We start from the raw sequence: 22183 nt of genomic DNA on the forward strand, positions 1-22183 counted from the left end.
ATTGTTTCTACGCCGCTCCGCCCGCCGCGCCAAGGTCGGTTGGCGTCGGCTTCCATAGCAATTGCGACCTAGCCGTGCCCGCCCCTATAGTCCGGCGCATGAACCGCAAGGAAACATCCGCGCTTCGCCGGGGCTGGACCACCGGCACCTGTGCGACCGCCGCAGCCAAGGCGGCCTATCAGGCCTTGCTGACGGGCGTGTTTCCCGATCCCGTCGAGGTGACCCTGCCGAAGGGCGAGCGGCCCGCCTTCGCCCTTGCGCTGGAGGAACTGGGGCAGGGCTTTGCCCGCGCCGGCATCGTCAAGGATGCGGGCGACGATCCCGACGTGACCCATGGCGCGACGGTGATCGCCAGTGTGCGCCTCGCGCCGGCCGGCTCGGGCGTCCTGTTCCGTGCCGGCGAGGGCGTCGGCACGGTGACGCGCGCCGGCCTGCCGATCCCGCCGGGCGAGCCGGCAATCAATCCGGTGCCGCGCGAGATGATCCGCGGCGTCATTGCCGAGGTGGCGGCGCGCTTCGGCGCGAGCGGCGATGTCGAGGTGGAGATCTCGATCCCCGGCGGCGAGGCGCTGGCGCAGCGGACCATGAACCCGCGCCTCGGCATCCTCGGGGGATTGTCGGTGCTCGGCACGACGGGCATCGTCCGCCCGTTCTCCTGCGCCGCCTGGATCGCCTCGATCCATCGCGGCGTCGATGTGGCGCGCGCCGCCGGTCTGCCGCATGTGGTCGGCGCCACCGGCTCGACCTCGGAGGATGCGGTGAAGGCGCGCTACGATCTTCCCGAGATGGCCTATCTCGACATGGGCGATTTCGCCGGCGGGCTGCTCAAGTATCTGCGTGCCCATCCCGTGCCGAAGCTGACGCTGGCCGGCGGCTTTGCCAAGTTCGTCAAGCTGGCGCAGGGCGCGCTCGACCTGCATTCGGCGCGCAGCCAGGTGGATTTCGCAGCGCTTGCCCTGCTGCTGGAGCGCTCCGGTGCCCCGGCGGAGATCGTCGAGGCGGCGAGGGGCGCCAACACCGCCAAGGAGGTGCTCGACCGCGCCGAAGCCGCCGGCATCGATGTCGCCGCCGAAGTGGCGCGCGGCGCCCATGCCGCCGCCCGCGCCGTGCTGCGCGATGCGCCGGTCGATATCGAGGTGCTGGTGGTCGACCGGGCCGGCGCCGTCGTCGCGCACCGTCCGTTCGATGCGGAAGACCTCGCGTGAGCGTCCCGCTCCCGGTCCTGCTGCTGGCCGGCACCGGCGAGGCAAGGGCCCTTGCCGGCCGGCTTGCCGGCAATCCGCGTTTCGCGGTCACCGCGTCGCTGGCCGGCATCGTCGAACGGCCCGAAGCCTATCCGGTTCGCGTGCGGATCGGCGGCTTCGGCGGGGCGCAAGGGCTGGGCGCGTGGCTGCGGGGCGAGGGCATCGCGGCGGTGATCGATGCCACCCATCCCTTTGCCGCGCGCATCTCCGCCAATGCCGTTCTCGCCTCGCTGGCAACCGGCATTCCCCTGTTGCGGCTGGAGCGTCCGGCCTGGCAGGCCGCACCGGGCGATGACTGGCACGAGGTCGTGGATCTCGACGAGGCTTCTGCCAGGCTTCCGCAGGGCGCACGTCCCTTCCTCGCCGTCGGCCGCAAGGAAATCTCGCGCTTTTCGCAGCGCCGCGATCTCGACTGTTTGATGCGGATGATCGACCCGCCGGAGCCGAAGACCTTGCTGCCGCCCGGCCGTCTGGTACTCGCACGGCCCTCCAGGGACGTGGATGCGGAAGTGGCCTTGCTGGAGCAGCACGGCGCGACCCATCTGGTCACGAAGAACAGCGGCGGCCCATGGGGCGAGGCGAAGCTGCTCGCCGCCCGCCGTCTCGGCCTGCCGGTCATCATCGTGCGCCGGCCGGACCTTGCCGGCGGCGAGGTGGTTGCGGACGTCCCGGCTGCGCTCGCCTGGCTGGAAGCGCGGCTTTGATGCCTCAGGCGCGGGCGGACTTTCCCGACAGCTTCAGGCGCAGGATCTTCCACAGATAGCGGAGGATGCCGGTCGTATAGCGCTGGCCGAGCCGCTTGGGCTCCTGGCCCAGCCGGTAGACCCATTCCAGCCCGTTGCTCCGCATCAGGGAGGGTGCCCGCGTCACCTCGCCGGCGGTGAAGTCGAACAGTGCGCCGACGCCAAGGGCCAGCGGCACGTCAAGATCGTCCCAGAGCCGGTCGATGAGGAGTTCCTGCCGCGGATTTCCCATCGCCACCAGCAGGATGTCGGGACGGGCGGCATTGATGCCGGCAACGATCTGCGGAAGCTCGTCTTCGCCGAAATATCCGCTGCGCCAGCCGCAGACGGCGATGGCGGGATGGCGGGCCGCGAACAGGCCGGCGGCTTTCTCCACCACTTCGGGTCGGGCGCCGAACAGATAGACGCGCGTGCCTACGGGCGCTGCGTCCAGCAGCGCCGGCACGAAGTCGGTGCCGTTGAGATTGTCCTCAAAGCCCGTGCCGGACAGCAGCCGCGCACCGATTTCCGCACCGATCCCGTCGTTCAGCACGAGGAAGCGGGAGAGCGCGTCGGCGAAGGCCGGGTCGTCCATCGCCAGCAGCAGGCCGTGCGCATTGGCGAAGGCGACGGCAAGGCGGCTGCCGGACCCCGGCACGGCGAGCAGACGGCGGATGGCCGCCTCGCGGCTGAGGCGCGCGACGGCCACCGGGCCGATCTGCACGCTCTCCAGGTCTGTCGTGGCGATCTCTCGCGTCATCCGCTTCCGTCCGTTGCCTTTGCCCGGCACTGTCACAGGTATGGGGTGTACCGATCAACAGCAGTCTAACGATACTCCGCAGGATTCGGGCGAGCATGAACACCCGGTTAACCGCGAGGTCGGGCTCGCCGTTTGCAGCGGTCCTTTGGGGAAATGTTAACCATGACGGAAGAGACTGGCGAGTGTGCCGGCCCTGGGGCGTGGCGGTGAGCCGGGCTCCCGGCGCGTGAGAACAGCGATGGCTTTCCGAGCATGATCGATATCTACCAGATCCCCGGCATTCTGAAGAAGCGCATGATCTGGCTGATCATCCTGCCGTTGCTCTTCATGACGCTCGCTCTCGTCTATCTGACCATGCGCACCCCGAACTACCGCGCGGTGGTCGAAATGCTGATCGAGCCGCAGGCTCTCCAGATCGTCGGCAACGAAATCGTGTCGCGCCAGGGCGGGGACAGCGTCCAGCGTCTCGCCATCGACAGCCAGACCTATGTGATTCTCTCCAATTCCGCGCTCAACGAGGTCGTCGACAAGCTCGACCTGGAGAACGATCCGGCGATCCTGCCGAAATCCGGCGGGCTGCTGTCGAAGCTGCTGGGCGGCGGCAAGGAGCCGTCGGCACAGGATCGGCGCGCCGCGGCGATCAGCAACCTGCGCGAACGCCTGCAGGTGATGCGGATCGAGAATTCCTTCGTCTTCAACATCTTCATGCAGCACCCCGACCGCTTCAAGGCGGCCGAGATCGCCAACGAGGCCGCCCGCATCTATCTCGACGAACAGCGCACGCGGCGCACCGAGTCCACCTTGCGCGCCTCCGTCGAGCTGCAGGCCCAGGCGGACGGCATGCGCAAGCGCGTCGAGGACGCCGAGGCGAAGGTCGAGGCCTTCCGGGCCGAGAACGGTCTGATCCGCACCAGCGAACGCGGGCTTGTCGTGGGCCAGCAGTTGCAGGAGCTGAACTCCCAGCTGACCCAGGCGCGTGTCGAGCTGGAGGGCGCGCGCGCCAATGCCGATCTGCTCGCAGGCCTCACCGCCGATGCCATCGAGAGCGGCTCCCTGCCCGTCAGGCTGCAGACATCGACCCTCGGCTCCCTGCGCGTCCAGTACGCCCGCATCGCCGAGCGGGAAGCACAAGCGGCGACGACGCTCGGCACCAATCATCCGCAGCTGCGTGAGCTGCGCTCCCAGCTGGCCAACACGCGCGAGATGATCGACGACGAACTCAGTCGCGTGCGTCGCTCCGCCAATGCCGACCTGCAGCGCGCGGAGGCCAATGTCGCGGCGTTGGAAACCCAGCTTCAGGGCGTGACCTCCACCAGCGTCGACCAGAGCAGGGCCGAGATCCAGCTGCGCCAGCTCGAGAACGAGGCGGACTCGCTCGCCACCGTCTACCGGGCCTTCCTGAGCCGGGCAAAGGAACTCGACGAGCAGAGCAGCATCGACACCAGCAATTCCCGCATCATCTCGCCGGCGGTGGCGCCGCTTCGCTCGATGGGCCCCTCCGGCCTGATCGTCCTGCTGGCGGCCGGTGTCTTCGGCACCATCATGGCGGCAGGCTCCGCCGTCGGCTGGGAGATTCTCAACGGCAAGCTCGGCTCCGAGCGCGAGCTGGTGGACATTACCGGCGTGCCGCTCATCGCCAGCCTGACGGTGCCCGGCGGCCGCCGCGGCCTGCGCAAGCGCTCCGACGACGGCGTGGCCGAGCGCCAGCTTGCGGTCACGCGCATCGCCTTCGCGCTGCGCCACGCGTTCGAGAACGAACGCCCCGCTCATGTGCTTGTGCTCGCAACGGGCAGCGGGACCGATATCGCGCCGCTGTCCCGTGCGATCGCGGCCAGCCTCTACGACATGGGCGAGGACGTGCTGCTTGCCCGTCCCGGCGACGGGACGGCGCGCCTCGCAGCCCCGGCCGGCGGGACCGCCGTTGCCGAGGCGGGAGGGCGCTCGCGCCTGTCCGCCCGTCGCCGCCAGGCCGAGACCGCGGCACCGGCGCCGGTGCCGGCCGCGCCCTTCACCGTCGAGCGGCTGGACGGGCGTGCCAGCCAGGCGGGCGTCGACGCGTTCGACACGACGGGGGCCGAGTTCCTGATCATCGACGGCGGGTCGGCGCTGTCCAACCCCCACCTCCCGATGCTTCTCGACTACAGCGATGCGATCCTGCTGGTCACCCGGGTCGGCGACACGGCCCGGTCCGACCTCGACCGCACGCTCGCCCTGCTCAAGCCCTGGGAAGAGCGGATGATCGGCAATGTCGCGCTGGCGGCCTGAAACGTCGGGCGCGCCCGTCTGGAGCAGGCTTCCTGCAGCGCGTCCGACCGCCGTTCGCCGGCCGGATACCTACGATCTGTGGATCCGGGCCGCCGGGCTGCTGGTCATCGGCACCATCGTCTTCAACTTCTTCCTGGCGTTCCTGAACACCCGCGTGATGGGGGTGTCGCAGAACATCGTGATGCTGGCGGAGCTTGTGCTGATCGCCGGCGCCATGATCCTGGCTGCCGACCGGCGCGCCGGGCTCTATGCGCTGCTGGCCGTCTACCTCGCCTATGTGGCGCTGATCCTGGCGCTGCGGCCCGAGCTCGACCTGAAGGCGATCCGCGACGGACTGATCCCCATCGCGTTCTATTTCCTGGGGCGCCGGGTCCGCGACATCGAGAGCGTCGACCGTATCGTGCTGCTGTCGGCAGGCATCGTCGTGGCCATCGGCTTCTTCGAGTACTTCCTGCTCGACCTGTTCGTCGCCAACGTCAATGTGCTGAAATACTACATCTCCCGCGGTACACTGGAGGTCGGCGACAACCTCGTCGAGGATTCCTCGCTCTTCATCAGCGGCACCCGCATGCAGGGCCGCAACCTGCTGCCGTTCCTCGGCACCCACCGGGTGTCGTCGGTCTTTCTCGAGCCGGTGGCGATGGGCAATTACGGCGCCTTCCTGGTGCTGTGGGCGGTCTTCCGAAAGGACATGACCCATCGCTGGCTGCTTCTGGCGGCGGCCTGCGTCGTCATCGTCCTCGGCGATGCGCGCTTCGGCATGATGGTCTGCTTTGCCCTGATCGCGGTGATCATGGTCTATCGCCTTGTGCCCCGGCTGATCTGGGTGCTGGTGCCGGCCTTCATCACGCTGGCCATGGCGGTCTACGGCATGTCGACCGATGCGCTGCGCTGGGAGGACGATCTGGGCGGGCGCTGGCTGCATGCCTCCTGGCTGCTGCTCAAGCTCGACACCCAGGGCGTGTTCGGCATTTCCAGTTATGGCGGCTTTCTGGAGGATAACGGCTATGCCTATTCGCTCCATCAGCTTGGCCTCATCGGCATTGCCGGCCTGTGGTCGCTCTACATCTTCGCGCCGGTGCGCTCGCCCGACGCCTGGCGGTTCCGCGCCCCGCTCGTGACCTATATCTGCCTGCTGATGGTGGTCTCGGCCTCGTTCTACTCGATCAAGACCGCCGGACTTCTGTGGTTCTGCGCCGGTGCCGTCGACGTCTGGCGCGGCTTTGCAGCCAGCCGTCAGCGCACCGAAGACCCGAGCGCCTCGCGGTAGAACTCCGCGTAGCGTTCGGCCGTGCTCTCCCAGGAATAGGTCTGGGCTACCGCAATCGCCGCCGCGCGCGCGCCTTGCGGGTTTCCGCAGAGCCTTGCATGGGCTGCGGCAAGCGCGTTGGCCGCCTGCTCGGCATTGCCGAAGTCCGCCAGCGCGATCTCGGCGTGCTTGCGCGCAAAGGCGGAAAAGGCGGCATTCGGCTCCACGACCGGCACCAGGCCCGCGCTCATTGCCTCGATCAGGGCAATGCCGAAGCCCTCATAGACGGAGGCGCTGGCAAACAGGCTCGCGCGGCCGACGATCTCGCGCATCGCTGCATCGTCCGGGCCGACATGGAGCCGCGCCCGGCCAGCGAGCCCGCGTTCGCCGATCATCGCCTCCACGTCCTTGCCGCTCCAGTCGAACGGCGTGCCGACGATGTCGAGGGTCCAGTCCGGATCGCGCCGGGCGAGGACCGCGAAGGCGTCGAGCACCCGGTCGATGCGCTTGTTGTGCGACAGCCGGCCGATGCTGACGATGCCCTTCGCCGGGCTTTTCGCGCCCGCATCGCCGAGCTTGGAGAGATCGACGCCGTTTTCGATCAAGCGCACCTTGCTGGGGGCGATGGTGGCGAAGCGCTCGTAGTCGCTCTGGCTGCAGCAGGCGATGCCGCGATAGGCGGTCGCCGACAGCCGCGTCAGGGTGTTGAACCAGACGGTCTTCAGCCCGCCTGCCGTGCCGGAGTGGAAGAAACCGCCATGGGTGGTGGCAACGAGCGGCCTGCGGTGAAACGGGGCGGCAAGGGCGAGCGCGTCGAAGAAAAAGTCGATGGCGTGGACATGCACGAGCCCCGCGCCGGCGATCGCCCGGAAGATCCCCGGCGTGACGGGATAGCGCGTCGAGCCGTGCCAGGGCAGGCGGATCACCTCGATGCCGTCGATGATCTCCCGCGCGGGCAGGCGCTCTCCCGTGCCGCCGCGAAAGACGCGGTCGCAGGTGACGATCCTGACGCTGGCGAAGCGGTCCTTCTGCCGGGCGGCGAGGCTTGCGACGAAGTCCTCCAGCCCGCCGACGCTCGGCCTGTACTGGCGCACCACATGCACCAGGTGCAACTGGTCGTCCGGCGGGATCATGCGGCAGGGGCCGTCACCCCGGCCAGCGGATTGCCGCCGCGGGTGGCAAGCGCCCGGAACAGTCCGTCGATGCCGCATTCGGTATAGGAGGCGGAATCCGCCGTGAACTCGGCATTCTGCCGCGGCAGGGTGAACATGTGGCCGGCATGGGCCGGGAACAGGCAGCCCGGCGTGGTGGTCACCGCGGTGCGAAAGCCCGCCTCGCGCACGACCCTCGGCTCGCGCTCGCCCGACAGCGACGGCGGCCCGTAAGGGTAGGCGAAATGCGGCACCTCGCGGCCCAGCAGCGCTTCCAGATAGGCCTTGTTGTCGGCGATGTCGGCACGCAATTGGTCTTCGCCCAGCAGGGCGAGGGCGCGGTGCGTCGTGGTATGGGCGCCGATCTCGATCAGGGGGTGCCGGTCGGCGGCTTTCACGCCGGCATCGTCCAGCGTGTAGCGGGCGACGATGTCGGCGACGCAGACGCCGTGCGCCGTGAACGTCGGACCGAGCATCTCTGCCCGGTGGAAGTCCTCCCAGATCCAGGCGACCGCCCGCCGCAGGCCGGCGATCTTGCTGTTGGTATCAGGGCAGGTGAAGCGTTGTCCCATCGGCTCGATCTCGATTCTCTCGCGCGAGCGGAAGAGTTCGGTCAGGCCCAGCCACCAGGCATTGATGGTGCGGGTCATCATCTCGGTCGGGACATAGATCGTTGCCGGAGCGGCGTATTTCTCCAGGAGCGGCAGCGCGAGGTCGATATTGGAGCGATAGCCGTCGTCGAAGGTCAGCACGGCGAAGGGGCGCGGATCGTTCTGGGCGATGCGGCGCGTTGCCTCGTCGAGCGTCACCACCTGCCGGCCGCGCTGCTTCAGTCCGGCCAGGATGCGGCCGAAATCGTCGATCAGGCATCCCTGGTCGAGATGCGCGCGGGTGTTCCGGGTGAAGTGGTGGAACATCAGGATGACGCCGGAGCCGCCATAGCGATAGCCGATCAGGCGGGTGAGGCGGCTCTTCGCCAGCATCCGCAGCCCGAACGTCTTGATCCGCCGGCGCGTGCGCTCGCCGGTCGTCAGCTGCGGCGTAACGGTCGGTACGGCTTGCAGCAGGCTGTGGGTTCTTGCCGTCATCTTATAGCCATCCTGTCATGCAGGAAGTCTTCCGTTTTCGTGTCCCGTCTGCTCGAAGCTAGCGGCAGACCGTGAACGCCGGGTTGCAGGCGGCCTGCCTGTGCCGCGTTTCGATTGCCATGGTAAAGCAAAATTGAAGACCGGCGCCGATCCAGGCCTTTCCTATTGCGGCAAGCTCCGGTTAACGCCATTGACCGGAAGCTTCTCCCGGATGCGCCGGAAATCGCTGCGAACACGGCCGATTAACATGTTTCGGCTAGTCAGGTGGTGAGTTGAAACCCGCAGGCACCAGACCCACGGAAACGCCCAGGCCGATGCGAATCTTGATGGCTTGCGCCGCCTTTCCTCCCTTCATGGACGGCGGGGGGCCCATTTCAGCCCTGATGCTGGCCCGCATGCTTGCGGGCGAGGGACATGTGCTGCGCGTCGTCAATGTCGCGGACGAGGAAGCGCTGGAGCAGGCCGACGGTTTCGAGATCCGGCGCATCCGCCCGCCCAATGTCTACTGGAACTACCGCCGGCCGCGCCCGACCTGGAAGAAGATCGCCTGGCATCTGCTGGAAAACGGCAATCCCCGCGCCTTCACGGCGATGCGCCGCGAGATCGCCGACTTCCGTCCCGACGTCCTGCTCACCGACAGCATCGAGAACATCAACGTGGCGTCCTGGGCGGCTGCCCGTTCCCTGGGTGTGCCGGTCGCCCACACGCTGCGCAGCGCCTTCCTGCTGTGCTGGCGCGGCGTCATGCAGAAGGCCGACGGGAGCAATTGCGACGGCCAGTGCGCCAGCTGCTGGCTCACCTCGCTCGGCAAGCGGCATTTCACCCGCTATGTCGACGCGGTCTGCGGCGAAAGCCGGGAGGTCATCGCGCGGCATCTGTCGGCCGGCTATTTCCCCAATGCGGCGACCCGGCGCATTCCCGGCGCCATCGATCCGGTGCCCGGTGCGACCGCGCGGCGCTTTCCGCAAGACAGGCCGCTGCGCATCGGCTTCCTCAGCGTCCATACCGCTTTCAAGGGGCTGCAGGTTCTGGCACAGGCGGCCGCCTTGGGCGTCGCGTCTCGCTCTGTGGACTACGTCATCGCCGGCACCTCGCCCGACGGCAGCGATGCTGCGGCACTGACGAAAGGTTTCCCGGCGGACAGGACCCGCTTCGTCGGCTGGGCCGATCCGGCGGCCTTCTTCCCGCAGGTCGACGTCCTGGTCTTCCCGTCCATCGGCCGCGAGGCGTTCGGCCGGGTCGCCATCGAGGCCTTCGCCCATGGCGTGCCGGTGCTCGGTTCCGATCTTGGCGGCATTGCCGAAACCGTCGTTCCGGACCATAACGGCTTCCTGTTCCCGGCCGGCGATGCGGCATCGCTTGCCGGGCTGATCGAGCGGATCGCCGGCGACGGCGCCCTCTTCGAACGTCTGTCGCAGGGGGCGCTCGCCTCGGCGGAGCCCTATTATCGGCCGCATGTGGCGGCCGCCTATACCCAGTTTCTGGAGACAGCAGTGGAACATGCGGCAGCGCGCGCCGGCGGTGTGCGGGAGCAGGTGGCCTCATGATAGAGCGGATCCGCGCGATCGCCGCCGGCAAGGGCTTTCGGAAGATCTTCTGGTCCCTCGTCAGCCGAGGCAGCAGCACGGTGCTGAGCTTCGCCCTGCTGTTCGTGGCGAGCCATGTGCTCGATACGGACGAGTACGGCCTCTACATCTTTCTCTTCTCGGTTGGTTCGTCGCTGGGGCTGATCGCGGTCTTCGGCCAGCAGGTGCTGCTGATGAAGCACTTTCGGCTGGCCAGCCATGCCCGCGGGGAAACCAACCAGTCGCTCCTCTACTACAATGCGCTGTGGCTCGGCATCGGCTGCGGCGGTCAGCTGCTGGCCGCTTTCGTCATCTGGCTGTTTTCCGACCGGCTTCCCTACCCTTACGACCACCTGCCCATCGCCTTGCTGTTCGGCGCGATCTTCACGCTCAGCGAGTACATGCAGAGCTACTTCATCGTCCATGCGCGCATCGTGCTGGCCCTGGTGCCGCGCGAAAATCTCTGGCGCCTGCTGTCGTGCCTGGCTCTGGCCGGCCTTGCCTGGGCCGGCCTGCTGCACACGGGCTCGGCCGCCATCGAGATCGTCACCGGCCTGCTCGCGCTGATGGTCGGCTACCAGTTCGTCCGTTTCGTCGCCCATGAGGGGCTCGGCTTCCTGCGCGCGTCCGGCGCGCGGGCCGAGGTTCCCTCGCGCGAGTGGCGGCGCGAGACGCTGACCTTCTCGGCCAACGGCTTCTTCTCCTCGGCCGCGCTCTATTTCGAGACGATCCTGATCGGCATTGCCATCGGTCTCGATGTGGCGGCCTTCTATTTCGTCGCCACCCGCATCGCCTCCCTGCTGATCCTGCCCGTGCTGGCGATCGACACGGTCGGCGTGCCGCTGATTTCCGCCCGCTTCCAGGAGCGGGACCATGCCGGCGCGCAGAAGCTGGTCTCGATGCTCTCGGCCGGCAGCTTCGTCCTGGCCGCCATCGGCGGCGTCGTGCTGTTCGTGGTCGGCCCCTTCGTGCTGCATCTCTTCAATCCGGCCTTTGTCGAGCATTTCCCGGTGCTGGTGCTGCTGTCCATCGGCGCGATCGCCCATGCCTTCTTCGGCCCCGGCACCTGGCTGATGATGATCGGCGGCGGCGAGGCCTATCTGCTCAAGGCGCGCAGCGTTGTCTTCGTCGTCTATCTCGGCATGCTCTTCGTGCTGGCCAGCCAGTTCGGGCCGGAGGGCGTTGCCATGGCCGGCGTGCTCGAGCTGGTGACCCTGCATCTGATCTCGCGGCGCTGGGTCCTGCGCCACTGGCAGGTCGACAATGCCGCCACGTCCTTCCTCATGTTGCGGTGGCGCGAGAGGCGGGCGGCGGCCGGAAAGGTCCGGGACGGGGCACTGGAGGCAGGCGACAATGGTCGTCCGTAGGACCATTGCCGGCAGCGTTCTCGTCTCGCTGCTGTTTGGCGCGCTTCCTGCTTCCGCGGCCGAGTGCCTGCGCGGCGCCAATGCGGCCGGCGCCGAGTTCGGCGAGGTCCTGCCGGGCGAGTTCGGCCGCCACTACATCTACCCTTCCGCCGAGACCCTGCGCTACCTGCGCTCCAAGGGCATGAACGTCATCCGCCTGCCGTTCCGCTGGGAGCGGCTGCAGAAAAAGCAGTTCGCCGAGTTCGACAAGGTCGAGCTCAAGCGCTTGCAGGAGACGGTCGCCACCGCCACCGGCCTCGGCATGACGGTGGTGCTCGATCCCAGCAACTTCGCCATGTATTACCAGAAGAACATCGGCAGCGAGGATGTGCCCATCGAGGCCTTCGCCGATTTCTGGCGCCGGCTCGCGCCGCTCTTTTCGGGGCGCGACGACATCATCTACCTGATCATGAACGAGCCGGCCTTCGTCACGGCGCAGCAATGGCTGCCGGCGGCGAACGCAGCCATCGCCGAGGTGCGCAAGGCGGGGGCGGACAACTTCGTCCTCGTGCCCGGCACCATCTGGACGGCCGCCGTGCACTGGTACGCCGACCAGGAGGGCGGCTCCAACGCGCAGGTGATGCGCGGTGTGGTCGACCCGATGAACCACTACGGCTTCGACATCCACCAGTATCTCGACGACGACTATTCCGGCACCAAGACCGCCTGCAACAAGGTGGACGAGGCGATTGCCGGCCTGGAGCGCGTCACCGCCTGGATGGAGGAAACCGGCAACCGCGCCTTCCTCGGCGAGTTCGGCGGCCATGCCCGCCCCGACTGCTATCGCGGCCTTGCCCGTGTCGTCAGCCTGCTGAACTCGCGCCCCGACATCTGGACCGGCTGGACGATCTGGGCCGCCGGCGACTGGTGGGGCGACTACCCGCTTTCGGTGCAGCCGCTGGAGGACGGTCTCGACCGGCCGCAGATGGTGGCGATCGAGCCGTTCATCGCCCGCAAGACACCGGAGGAGCGCTCGTGCGAGGCGCTGCGCCGCCGATGACAGGTTCGGCCCTCGCCCCGCGCATGCCGGTGGCCTTCGCCGAGACGGTCGGCCTGCTGGATCTGGCCGGCGGCGATGTCGGCGTGGTGATCTGCGAGCCTTGGGGCTACGAGGCGCAATGCGCCCGCCGCGCCCTGCGCGTCCTCTCCGACCGGCTGTCGGCGCTGGGCTGCCCGGTGCTGCGCTACGACCAGCCGGGCTCTGGCGATGCGCTGGCCGCCGGTGCCGATATCGACGGGCTGGCTCCGTTCGAGGTAGCGCTTGCGGCGGCCTGCGAGACGCTGCTGCGGGGCACCCGCGCCACCCGTGTCGTGCTCGTCGGGCTCGGCCTCGGTGCGGCCCTGTGCCTGCGCCATGCCGTCTCCCATCCGCAGACCGTGTCCGGCCTCGTGCTTCTGGCGCCCCCGGCCAAGGGGCGCGTCTGGCTGCGCGAGTTGCAGGCCCGCGCCGTGATGATCGGCGAGGTCACCGGTTCTGCTCCCGCGCCCGGCCCCGGCGAGGCGCTGCGCATCGCCGGCCTGCCCATGTCGAAGGCGCTGGCGGACGAGCTGCGCGCCCTCGACCTGACCGCACCAGACGGCCTGCCCGCCTGCCCGGTCCTGGCGCTCGCCCGCGAAGGACGCGCCGCGGAAGGTGCCCTTTGCGAGGCGCTTGCCGCCGCCACCGGCGGCGAGGCCGGCATCATGTCCGGCTACGACGAGCTGATGACCGATCCGACCGGCTCCCTCGTGCCGGAAGCGGATTTCGCCCGTGTCCTGTCCTGGGTCCAGCGCCTGCTGCCGCGGGCCGATGCCGCTCCCGCCGGCGATGGCGCGGCAACGCCCCCTGCCGCCCGGCTTGCCGGCCCGTCCTTCACGGAGACGTTGTGCCTCTTCGGCCCGCAGGAGACGCTGGTCGGCGTCTGGTGCGCGCCGTCCCGGCCCGATCCGCAGGCCCTGCCGGTGATCCTGCTCAATGCCGGCGGCAATCCGCGTGCCGGCTGGGCGCGCGGCGGGGTGGAGCTCGCCCGCTCGCTCGCAGTGTCCGGCGTGCCCTCCTTCCGGTTCGACATCGCCGATATCGGCGACAGCCGTCCGCTCCCCGGTGGTCCGCAGGTGGTCCACTATCACGCAGGCCTGCCGGCGCAGCTGTCGGCGGCCATCGACCTGTGCCAGGCGATGGGCGGCGGCGACCGCGTCGTGGTGACGGGCAATTGCGGCGGCGCCTATCTCGCGCTCAACGGTGCGCTGGCCGACACGCGCATCGCCCATGTGGTCGCGGTCAACCTTCAGCGTTTCCTGTGGGACCCGCGCGACGACGTTGCCGAGGTGCTCCGCTTCGGCCACAGCTCGGCGAGCGAGTACGGCCGCAAGCTGTTCGATCTTGGCAAGTGGAAGCGGGTGCTGGCCGGAAAGTCCGATCCGCTCGGCATCCTGCGCAGCCTTGCCGTGCGGGCCTGGCGGCAGGGCGAGCGGCGCTTGGCGCCCTGGCTGTTCGGGCTGGCGCCGTTCTCGCGGCTTTACCATCAGGTACATGCCAACCTTGCGGCGCTGGCCTTGCGCGGCGTTGCCATCGTCCTCGTCTTCAGCGAGGGCGATCCGGGGCTTGCGCAGCTGGACACGTTCTTCGGCGACGGCTGGAAGCGGCTTGCCGCCTATCCGAATGTCGAGATCGCGATGATCCCGGATGCGGACCACAATCTCACGCCGGACGCGGCGCGTCTGGCTCTGCGCGAGCAGGTGATCGGCGCGGCCATGGCCGAGGCCGCGCGTGAAGCAGCGGGCGCTCAGCCCGCCGCGTAGGGCACCGGCTGGCCGCCGAGCGGCAGAACCTGCCCCTGAGGTTTGGCATCGCCCGGCGTACCCGGTCGCCGGCGCAGCGCCACCGTCTTCACATGCCCCGGTGCCAGGTGGAACCAGTTGTCGAGCGCCAGGAACGCCTCGTCGCGGATCGACACGCTCTGCGCCACCCTGTCGCTCGAAAGCCTCAGGCACCAGCCGCCATCCGCTGTCGCGAATGCCTCAGCGGAGATCTTCGCCCCGCGCGCCGACGCCTTGCGCCCGAGCGGGAAATGGAAGGCCTCGTCCAGCACCGCATCGGTGTCGGGATCGAGCACCCGCACATGCACGCAGTCATGCGAGGGCGGGCCGAAGCGGAAGGCGTAGGTCGTGTCGAAGAAGGCGCCGATCAGCCGGGTCGCCGGCAGGGTGAGGCTGCCATGCGCAGGCATCTCCACCACTTCGCCGCCGCTCGCCACCGCCATATGCCCCTCGCGCAGGCACGCGATCTCGACCCGCAGCGCCCGCGCAGCGGGCGTATCGTTCTGCAGATGGATGTCGAGCCCGTTGGTGCCCTCGTCGGTCACGGTGAGCCGCAGCGGGGCGAAGGCGCGGCGCAGGCCGTGCCAGGCGGATTTCGGCGTGCCGTCGCAGCCGACCACGCCCCAGCCGGCCCCCGGCATCAGGTCCTGGAAGGTCCACACCAGCGCGCCGCCGCAGCTCGATCCCTTGCGCCGCCATTCGGCGAAGGTCGTCTCCATCACCTCGGCGACGGCCGCGCGGCCGTGGTCCAGATAGGAAGCCGGATCGCCGTAGCGCAGGTCGAGCGGATCGACGCCGTAGAGCTCACGCACATAGTGGTCGCGCACGTCCTCGAAGTCCCAGCCGACATCCCGGTCGCGCGGCACGCCGCGTTTCCAGTCCGGATGGTGACAAGGCGCCGTCTCCGAGACCGCGCCGGGCTCCGGCACGTTGGAAAAGGCGAGGCATTCGCCGGCAAAGCGCACATGCGCCCGCCTGGCATCCTCCAGCGGCCGGCGATAGGCGCCGACACCGTAGTAATGGGCAATGCCTGCATTGGGCGAAAACGGCATGGCCCCGCCGCTCGGCGAGTTCGGCACATAGGGCACGTCGGGCCGCGCGCTCGCCGCCGCACCCGGCAGGATCTCCTCGGTCAGCGCCCCGCGCCAGCGCTCCTCGGCAAGGCCCATCATCGCGCCCTGCTGGTGCATTTCGCTGCCGCCGCAGATGACCGCCAGCGACGGCGAGGCGCTTGTCCCGCCGAGCAGATCCGACGTTTCCCGGGCGACTTTCGCCGCGAAATCCGGGTCGCTCGCCGGATAGTCGAAATTGGCGAAGGGCAGGTCCTGCCACACGAGAATGCCGAGCGCGTCGCACAGCTCGAAGAAGGCGGAGCTTTCCGGCGCCATCGTTCCGCCGATGCGCAGCATGTTCATATGCGCGTCGCGCGCCAGTTCCAGCCAGGGGCGATAGGCGTCAGCGGTGCCGGGCAGGGCGCAGATGTCGGCGCTGGTCCACACTGCGCCGCGGCAGAACACCGGCACGCCGTTGACGAGGAGGGCGAAGCCGTTGCCGTCCGGCCCCCGGTCCACCTCGATCCGCCGGAAGCCGGTGCGTGCCAGCAGCACCCCGCGCCCTTCGCCGACGAGCCGGACCTCGTGCAGTCGCGGCGTTCCGTGGGTGTGCGGCCACCAGGGTTCGATGCCGGGAAGCTCCAGCGTGGCGGCAAGCTTGCCGTCCGCCTGCCGTTGCAGCGGCGCCTCGATGCCGGCACAGGCAATGCGCGCGGGGCCCGCAAACCCGTCGCCGGGCCGTAGCGAAACGCTCAGCTGCCCGGTGCCGTCCTCGTGCAAGGCGGAGCGGATCGAAAGATCGTGCAGCAGCACATCGGAGCGCGCGGCGAGCGTCATCGCCCGCCAGGGGCCGACCGCATGCACGCTCGGGCACCAGCCCGGCATATGGCCGAGCAGGGTGCTACGGACCATCCTCAGGCCCGGCTCGTCGGCAAGGCGCGTGCGCCAGCGTGCGCGCGGACCCTTGCGGGCGAAATGCGGCGTCAGCGCGCGAAAGCAGAAGACGAGCTCCGCCGGGCGCTCGAGATCGAATTCGACCTGGAGCGGTTGATACATGCTGTCGCAGGTCAGCAGCGGCGCACCGTCGATCCAGGCTTCGCAGACCGTCGCCAGCCCGTCGCAGCGAAAGACATGTGTCCCGGGCTTGCTCGGAGCGACGCTGCAGCGATACCAGACGTCCTTGTCGTGCAGCGGCGTCGGTGCCTCGCGGGAAAAGCGGCCTGCCGCCTCCAGCGCGGCCGCCGCCGTTCCCGGCACCTTGGCCGGCACCCAGTCTGCATCGGCCTTCAGGTCGGCAGGCGTCGTCCAGGTATTGGCAGGCGTCACGCAGAGCTGCCAGTCGGCTTCGGCAAGACGGTTCGCGGCCTCGGGCAGGGTGGCAAGGTCGATCATCTGGCTCCCCGGTATCGGGTCGGGCCGCGCGGCGAAGGCGTCACGCCGCGCGCGTGCGCAGGCGGGAGGGAAGTTTCTCTTCCAGCCCCGTCATCAGCGTGTTCCAGGCCGCAGCCGCAGGGTTCAGGGCCTCGCCGAGCCCGGCAAAGCGCTTGCGCGCCAGCGCCCTCGCCAGCTGGAACTGCAGCGTCTTGCAGCACTCGGAGATGGCGCGTGCAGCCTCCGCCTCCGCCGCAAGACTGCCGTCCTCGGCGAGCCAGTCGAGATGGCTGGCCGCCAGCTCGAAATTGGCGCCCGCCTGGCGCAGCGTGTTGAACGCGTATTTGTGGAAGGCCTCGAAGGGACGCTCCGACAGGGCCTCGATCTCGGCTGCGAAGCCAGATGCATAGGCGGCAAAGGGATTGTCCTTCGGCCGCCGCGCCAGATGCCCGGCGAGCAGCTTCCAGGCGATCTCGCGCAGGTTTCCGGCCGGGGCGGTGTCGGGCGCCGCCTCGGGGAATTTCGCGAATTCGGTATAGGGCAGGAAGGGCAGGGGCTGGGCGTGTTCGCCGCGCTGGAACACGCCGTCGAAGTCCTCGCCTTCCAGCTCGAAGAAGCCGGCATTGTGGAAGTAGCGCAGGCGCTTGGCATCTTCGTCCAGCGCGGTGATCGCCACCGTCGTCTTGCCGTGCTCGATGCGGTAGCTGACGCCCTGCGTGTCGGGCAGGAAATAGCTGTCCACCTCGACGAGGCACAGCCGGCCGCGGGCGATCTGCGTCGCCACATGCCGCTCGACCGGCTCGTAGACGGCCAGTTCCGTCGCGCGGATGCCGTAGAGCGCCTCGAGATCCTCCAGCGGCACCTTGAAGAAGGTGAACTGGTCGCCCTCGAAATCCTGCGTCAGGGCAAAGCCGAGCATCGCCTCCACCGGCAGGCCGAGCGCATGCAGCACCTCGATCCACAGATCGACATAGCAGTTGGTCTCCGGCCACATCCGCCCTGCGTCATGCAGGGAATGCGGCCGGTAGCCGTCGGCCCGAAGGGCGGCGAGCCTGTCGAATGCGGGCATGGTCAGCCCCACAGCGCCTTGCGCACGTCCGCCGGCCAGTCGGCCGTCTCCAGCCCGTGGCGGGCAAAGAGCGCGAGCGCGATCCGCTCCAGGCCGAAGCCGACGCAGGCCGTGTGGGCCGTTTCGCCGTCGGCGGTCGTGAGGCCCCAGGTCGTGCCGAAATGGTCCTGGTGATAGTTGAAGCTGAGGCAGGCGGTCTTGTTGGCCGACGAGGTCACCGGGATCAGCAGCTCGAACTTCAGCTTCTGCTCGCGCTGGCTGTTGCCCATCATCTTGCCGGCGCGGCCGAAGAACGGATCGTTCGCCGTGTCCAGCTCGACATCGAGGCCGACGGCGGAGATCAGCTTCTGCCCGCGCTCCATCCAGTCCTCGCGGAACTCCATCACCTGGTCCGGCGTGCCCATACGCACGAACTCGCGCATGCGGAACAGCTGCATGCGGGCCGGGTCCTTGGAGGGCTCGTGGCGGAAGCAGTAGGACTGCAGGTCGAACAGCCCGCCGCCGGCCGGCAGCGGTCCGCGCTTGGCCACCACCGGATAGAGCGGGTAGCAGGCGGCCGGCGTCAGCACCACGTCGGTGGCCTTCTGCCCTTCCGTCCAGTCGCCGCCCTCGGCGATGCACTGCAAGAGGTTCATGTGGTCGAGCTCGCAGCCGCAGAAGCTGTGCACCGTGCCGGCCAGCTGCGGGAAGCTCTTCATGTAGCCGGAGCCTTCGAAATGCTTGCGGTTCATGCCCGGCGGAAAGCGGATCACCTCCGGCCGCGCGTCGGCCGGCGCGTGGGCGTCGATCAGCTTCTCGAAGCGTGCGATCACGTCCTCGAACGTGCCGCTGCGGCCGTAGAGGCCGTCGATGCCGGTGTCGATCAGCAGGCCGGCGTCGAGCAGCCGGTCGAGCAGCGAGCTCTGCATGTCCATGGGTCCCTCCCGATCAGCCGTAAAGGCTGGTGTCCTGCTTGTGCACGAGCAGCATGGTCGACGTGTTGCCGAGAATGCGGTCGTTGGAAATCATCAGCTGGGCCGAATGCGCATCGCGCAGGTGCCGGCCGAGGCTGTAGGGCGTGCCGTTCTTGTAGGCGAGGATGCCGCAGATCAGCATGCAGTGATTGATGATCGACAGGATCGTCTGCGAGCTGGCGATCTTCAGGTTGTTCATCGCCACGGCAAAGCTCATCGCCGAGAGCTTGTCCTCGTCCAGCCGCGCCGCGTCGTATTTCTCGATGGCGGCCACGATGCTGGCCTTGACGCCCTGCAGCAGGGCCGAGGCCTCGGCGACGCGCAAGGCGCCGGGCGGCGCCTGGTCGGGGCTGCGGCGGGCGGCGGCGCGCACGAAGGCCTGCGCCTTGGCGAAGGCATCGGCGGCGATGCCGTACCACACCGCGCTCCACAGGATGTGCGAATGGGCGAGCATCGACTGGGCCGCGATCTCGGCGAAGGGCCGGGGCAGGATCTGCTTTGCCGGCGCCTCGCCCTTGAACAGGAAGCCGTCGGAGCAGGTGCCGCGCATGCCCAGCGTGTCCCACACATGGGTGCGCTCGAGCGTGTACTGGTCCTTCAGGAAGACGGTCATCACCTGGTCGCTGGAGGCGGCTTGCGGATGCGCGCGCGAGGTGATCAGGATGGCGTCGGCTTCCGTGCCGTAGGAGATGACGGTGGCGTCCTTCTGCAGTCGGCAGGTGTCGCCGTCCACCTCGATCGCGCAGATCGAGTTGCGCAGGTTGCCGCCGATGCCCCCTTCCGTCGTTGCCGAGGCGAGCAGCAGCTGCTCGGCCGCGACGCGGACCATGAAGCCGCGGTGCCAGTCGTCCTCCTCGCCGTGGCTGACCAGGCTCGAGACCTTGATCTGGTGCATGGCGAAGACCATCGCGGCCGCGGCGCAGGCCTGACCGAGAATGGCGCAAAGCTCGGAAATCTCCGCGACCGACGCCCCGTCGCCGCCCAGCTCTGCCGGGATCTGGCATCCCAGCAGCCGTTCGTGCCGCATCGCATCGACCGCCTCGCGCGGGAAGCGCGCCGCGTTGTCGACCGCATTCGCATGGGTGGCGGCGATCGCTGCCACCCGCCGCATGCGCTCGCACAGCGTCATGGCCTTTGCGGAGCCGAGCATGGTCATCACGCCACCTGCTCGTCCGGTGCGAGCTCGGCCACTGCCGAGGAGATCGCGCCGATGCTGGAGAAGGTCTTGCGGTTGAGCATGGTCTCGGGGAATTCGATGTCGAACCGCTCCTCCAGCGCCAGCATCAGCTGCACGGAGGCGAAGGACGACAGGCCCGCGGCATACAGGTCCGCGTCGTCGGCAAGCGTGGCGACATCCCCCGGCAGCTTCCCATGGCTGGCGATGATCTTGCGCACATCTTCGATGATCGACATTGTGAAACTCCTGTAAATGTGACGCCTGGATGCTTTTACGCCTGAAACGACGCTGTTTCACGTGGTATCTCATGCCCGCATTGAAAATATCTAAATGTAAATACATCCATGATCGCGAAAATGATTAAGGTTAATGCGAAATTGCGACAAGCAGTGAGCAGGCAAGTCTGAAAGTTTTCAGCGGGCCCCGAGCGGCGCCCCGCCTGTCGGTGGCGAGACCGGCGCATGCAGCCGCATGTCCGGTCTGGCATCGGGGCGAGCGGGTCTCCGCAGGGCTCCCGTCCTGCACCGCTGTTTTAATTGACCGTCCGGTCGATCAATTATTATATGCCGACGAGGGGCGTTGACGCCCGCCTGCGGGGCGGGGAAAAAGACGCCGGCAATAACGGTCCGGGCGGACCAGGGAGGTCTTTGATGCGCAATGCCTATATCGTCGACTATGTCCGCACGCCGATCGGCCGCTTCGGCGGTGCGTTGTCTTCGGTGCGGGCGGACGATCTCGGTGCCGTGCCGATCCGCGCCCTGGTCGCGCGCAATGGCGGCGTCGACTGGGCGCGCGTCGACGACGTGATCTACGGCTGCGCCAACCAGGCGGGCGAGGACAACCGCAATGTTGCGCGCATGGCAGCGCTTCTTGCCGGCCTGCCGGTCGAGGTGCCCGGCACCACGGTCAACCGCCTGTGCGGCTCGGGCATGGATGCGGTGATCATGGCCGCGCGCGCCATCCGCACCGGCGAGGCCGATCTGATGATCGCCGGCGGCGTGGAGAGCATGTCCCGCGCGCCCTTCGTCCTGCCCAAGGCCGACAGCGCCTTTTCCCGACATGCCGAGATCCACGACACCACCATCGGCTGGCGCTTCGTCAATCCCGTGATGAAGGCGCAATACGGCATCGATTCCATGCCCGAGACGGCGGAAAACGTCGCCACGGACTACAACATCGTGCGCGCCGACCAGGATGCCTTCGCCGCCCGCTCGCAGGACCGCGCCGTCGCGGCCCAGGAGAACGGCCGTCTTGGCCGCGAAATCGTCCCGGTCACCATTCCGCAGCGCAAGGGCGATCCCGTCGTCGTCGAGCGCGACGAGCATCCGCGCGCCGGCACCACCGCCGAGAAGCTCGCCAAGCTGCCGACCCCGTTCCGCCAGGGTGGGTCGGTGACGGCCGGCAATGCCTCCGGCGTCAATGACGGCGCCGCCGCGCTGCTGATCGCCTCCGAAGAGGCGGTGAAGGCCTATGGCCTGACGCCGATCGCCCGCATCATTGGCGGTGCGGCGGCGGGCGTGCCGCCGCGCGTCATGGGCATCGGTCCGGTGCCGGCGACGCGCAAGCTGATGGCGCTGCTCGGCCTGTCGATTGCGGATTTCGACGTCGTCGAGCTGAACGAGGCCTTCGCGGCCCAGGGGCTGGCGGTGATGCGCGAGCTGGGACTGGCGGACGATGCTGCCCACGTCAATCCGAATGGCGGGGCCATCGCGCTCGGCCATCCGCTCGGCATGTCGGGCGCGCGCATCGTCGGCACGGCCGCGCTGGAGCTGGTCGAGCGCGGCAAGGCTCGCGCGCTTGCCACCATGTGCATCGGCGTCGGTCAGGGCATCGCCTGCGCCATCGAGCGCGCCTGACGCCGCCCGTTACGCCCTGCAGGGGCGAAAATGGCGCGGGAAAAGTTTCCCGAGATCTCTTGACGTTCGGTGGTCCGCAGGCGGACAACCGCAGCGTGGTTCCGGAACTGGGGCAGACTGCGGCGCCTTTCGCCGCAGCCGGAATGTGGAGATCGATATGGCAGAGGGCGAGGACGAGGCCCGGCGCAGCAGCCGGGTCAGGACTCTCAAGCAGGGGCGACTCGTTCTGGAGGGCAAGGGCGGTTTCGGCATCGACTGCCGGATCGTCAATCTTTCCGCCCATGGCGCCCGGCTGAAGCTGGAAACGCCGCTGACCCGCAGCGAGGCCGTCGACCTCATCTTCCTTCCCGAGAACATCCGCACCCCGGTCAAGGTCATCTGGCAGGACGGCAACCTCATGGGGGTGGAGTTTTCCGAGCCCCTGACCTGGCTGAAGAACCTGACCTGATCCTGGCT

The 22183-nt window shown here is 68.5% G+C and carries 18 protein-coding genes; 10 read left to right on the top strand and 8 right to left on the bottom strand.

Annotated features, from left to right (window positions below; genetic code table 11):
* Positions 1–98: 98 nt before the first annotated feature.
* Complete coding sequence (locus GH266_RS16395) at positions 99–1205, top strand: cobalt-precorrin-5B (C(1))-methyltransferase (RefSeq protein WP_158194783.1); 1107 nt, start codon at positions 99–101, stop codon at positions 1203–1205.
* Positions 1202–1948: a cobalt-precorrin-6A reductase gene (locus GH266_RS16400; RefSeq protein ID WP_158194784.1), complete on the top strand. Its 747-nt coding sequence runs from the start codon at positions 1202–1204 to the stop codon at positions 1946–1948. Before GH266_RS16395 ends, GH266_RS16400 begins: the two co-directional genes overlap by 4 nt.
* A 4-nt stretch (positions 1949–1952) precedes the next feature.
* Here GH266_RS16400 and GH266_RS16405 read toward each other — a convergent pair whose 3' ends face one another.
* On the bottom strand, positions 1953–2726 hold the full coding sequence (locus GH266_RS16405) for a WecB/TagA/CpsF family glycosyltransferase (RefSeq protein WP_158194785.1): 774 nt from the start codon (positions 2724–2726) through the stop codon (positions 1953–1955).
* A gap of 252 nt (positions 2727–2978) precedes the next feature.
* Between GH266_RS16405 and GH266_RS16410 the strand changes: the two genes are divergently transcribed.
* Positions 2979–4991, top strand: a complete 2013-nt coding sequence (locus GH266_RS16410; protein WP_158194786.1) for a GumC family protein — start codon at positions 2979–2981, stop codon at positions 4989–4991.
* The gene (locus tag GH266_RS16415) at positions 4972–6261 is read left to right on the top strand and encodes a UDP-phosphate alpha N-acetylglucosaminyltransferase (RefSeq protein ID WP_158194787.1); all 1290 of its coding nucleotides are present in this window, start codon (positions 4972–4974) and stop codon (positions 6259–6261) included. The genes GH266_RS16410 and GH266_RS16415 overlap by 20 nt, the downstream gene beginning before the upstream one ends.
* Here the strand turns inward: GH266_RS16415 and GH266_RS16420 are convergent.
* Both GH266_RS16420 and GH266_RS16425 read right to left on the bottom strand, forming a co-directional pair.
* Positions 6228–7373, bottom strand: a complete 1146-nt coding sequence (locus GH266_RS16420; protein ID WP_158194788.1) for a glycosyltransferase family 4 protein — start codon at positions 7371–7373, stop codon at positions 6228–6230. The genes GH266_RS16415 and GH266_RS16420 overlap by 34 nt on opposite strands.
* On the bottom strand, positions 7370–8479 hold the full coding sequence (locus GH266_RS16425) for a polysaccharide deacetylase family protein (protein WP_158194789.1): 1110 nt from the start codon (positions 8477–8479) through the stop codon (positions 7370–7372). Before GH266_RS16425 ends, GH266_RS16420 begins: the two co-directional genes overlap by 4 nt.
* Positions 8480–8793: 314 nt before the next feature.
* Between GH266_RS16425 and GH266_RS16430 the strand changes: the two genes are divergently transcribed.
* From GH266_RS16430 to GH266_RS16445, 4 genes are read left to right on the top strand one after another with little or no spacing between them, the layout of a single operon-like run.
* Entirely contained in the window at positions 8794–10026 is a 1233-nt protein-coding gene (locus GH266_RS16430) for a glycosyltransferase (protein ID WP_158194790.1), read from the top strand.
* Positions 10023–11411 carry a lipopolysaccharide biosynthesis protein gene (locus GH266_RS16435; RefSeq protein ID WP_158194791.1) on the top strand — a complete coding sequence of 463 codons (1389 nt, stop codon included), beginning with the start codon at positions 10023–10025 and terminating at the stop codon, positions 11409–11411. The genes GH266_RS16430 and GH266_RS16435 overlap by 4 nt, the downstream gene beginning before the upstream one ends.
* A complete protein-coding gene (locus GH266_RS16440) occupies positions 11398–12450 on the top strand; it encodes a glycoside hydrolase family 5 protein (protein WP_158194792.1) in 1053 nt (350 codons plus the stop codon). The genes GH266_RS16435 and GH266_RS16440 overlap by 14 nt, the downstream gene beginning before the upstream one ends.
* Positions 12447–14231: an alpha/beta hydrolase gene (locus GH266_RS16445; protein ID WP_158194793.1), complete on the top strand. Its 1785-nt coding sequence runs from the start codon at positions 12447–12449 to the stop codon at positions 14229–14231. Before GH266_RS16440 ends, GH266_RS16445 begins: the two co-directional genes overlap by 4 nt.
* On the opposite strand, the gene GH266_RS16450 is transcribed toward GH266_RS16445, so the two are convergent.
* The 5 genes from GH266_RS16450 to GH266_RS16470 are packed head-to-tail and all read right to left on the bottom strand — an operon-like array spanning position 14216 to position 20107.
* The gene (locus GH266_RS16450) at positions 14216–16693 is read right to left on the bottom strand and encodes a glycosyl hydrolase 2 galactose-binding domain-containing protein (RefSeq protein ID WP_158194794.1); all 2478 of its coding nucleotides are present in this window, start codon (positions 16691–16693) and stop codon (positions 14216–14218) included. The genes GH266_RS16445 and GH266_RS16450 overlap by 16 nt on opposite strands.
* A 40-nt stretch (positions 16694–16733) precedes the next feature.
* Complete coding sequence (locus GH266_RS16455) at positions 16734–17741, bottom strand: DUF1839 family protein (RefSeq protein ID WP_158194795.1); 1008 nt, start codon at positions 17739–17741, stop codon at positions 16734–16736.
* Between the two features lie 2 nt (positions 17742–17743).
* Positions 17744–18655, bottom strand: a complete 912-nt coding sequence (locus GH266_RS16460) for an amino acid--[acyl-carrier-protein] ligase (protein ID WP_158194796.1) — start codon at positions 18653–18655, stop codon at positions 17744–17746.
* A gap of 13 nt (positions 18656–18668) precedes the next feature.
* The gene (locus GH266_RS16465; protein WP_158194797.1) at positions 18669–19850 is read right to left on the bottom strand and encodes an acyl-CoA dehydrogenase family protein; all 1182 of its coding nucleotides are present in this window, start codon (positions 19848–19850) and stop codon (positions 18669–18671) included.
* Positions 19850–20107, bottom strand: a complete 258-nt coding sequence (locus tag GH266_RS16470) for an acyl carrier protein (protein ID WP_425329545.1) — start codon at positions 20105–20107, stop codon at positions 19850–19852. Before GH266_RS16470 ends, GH266_RS16465 begins: the two co-directional genes overlap by 1 nt.
* Positions 20108–20521: 414 nt before the next feature.
* Here GH266_RS16470 and pcaF point away from each other — a divergent pair, with 414 nt between their 5' ends.
* On the top strand, positions 20522–21727 hold the full coding sequence (gene pcaF, locus GH266_RS16475; protein ID WP_158194798.1) for a 3-oxoadipyl-CoA thiolase: 1206 nt from the start codon (positions 20522–20524) through the stop codon (positions 21725–21727).
* A 157-nt stretch (positions 21728–21884) separates the two neighbouring features.
* Positions 21885–22175, top strand: a complete 291-nt coding sequence (locus tag GH266_RS16480; protein WP_158194799.1) for a PilZ domain-containing protein — start codon at positions 21885–21887, stop codon at positions 22173–22175.
* Positions 22176–22183: the final 8 nt, after the last annotated feature.

Source organism: Stappia indica (assembly GCF_009789575.1).
Classification (GTDB): Bacteria; Pseudomonadota; Alphaproteobacteria; order Rhizobiales; family Stappiaceae; genus Stappia; species Stappia indica_A.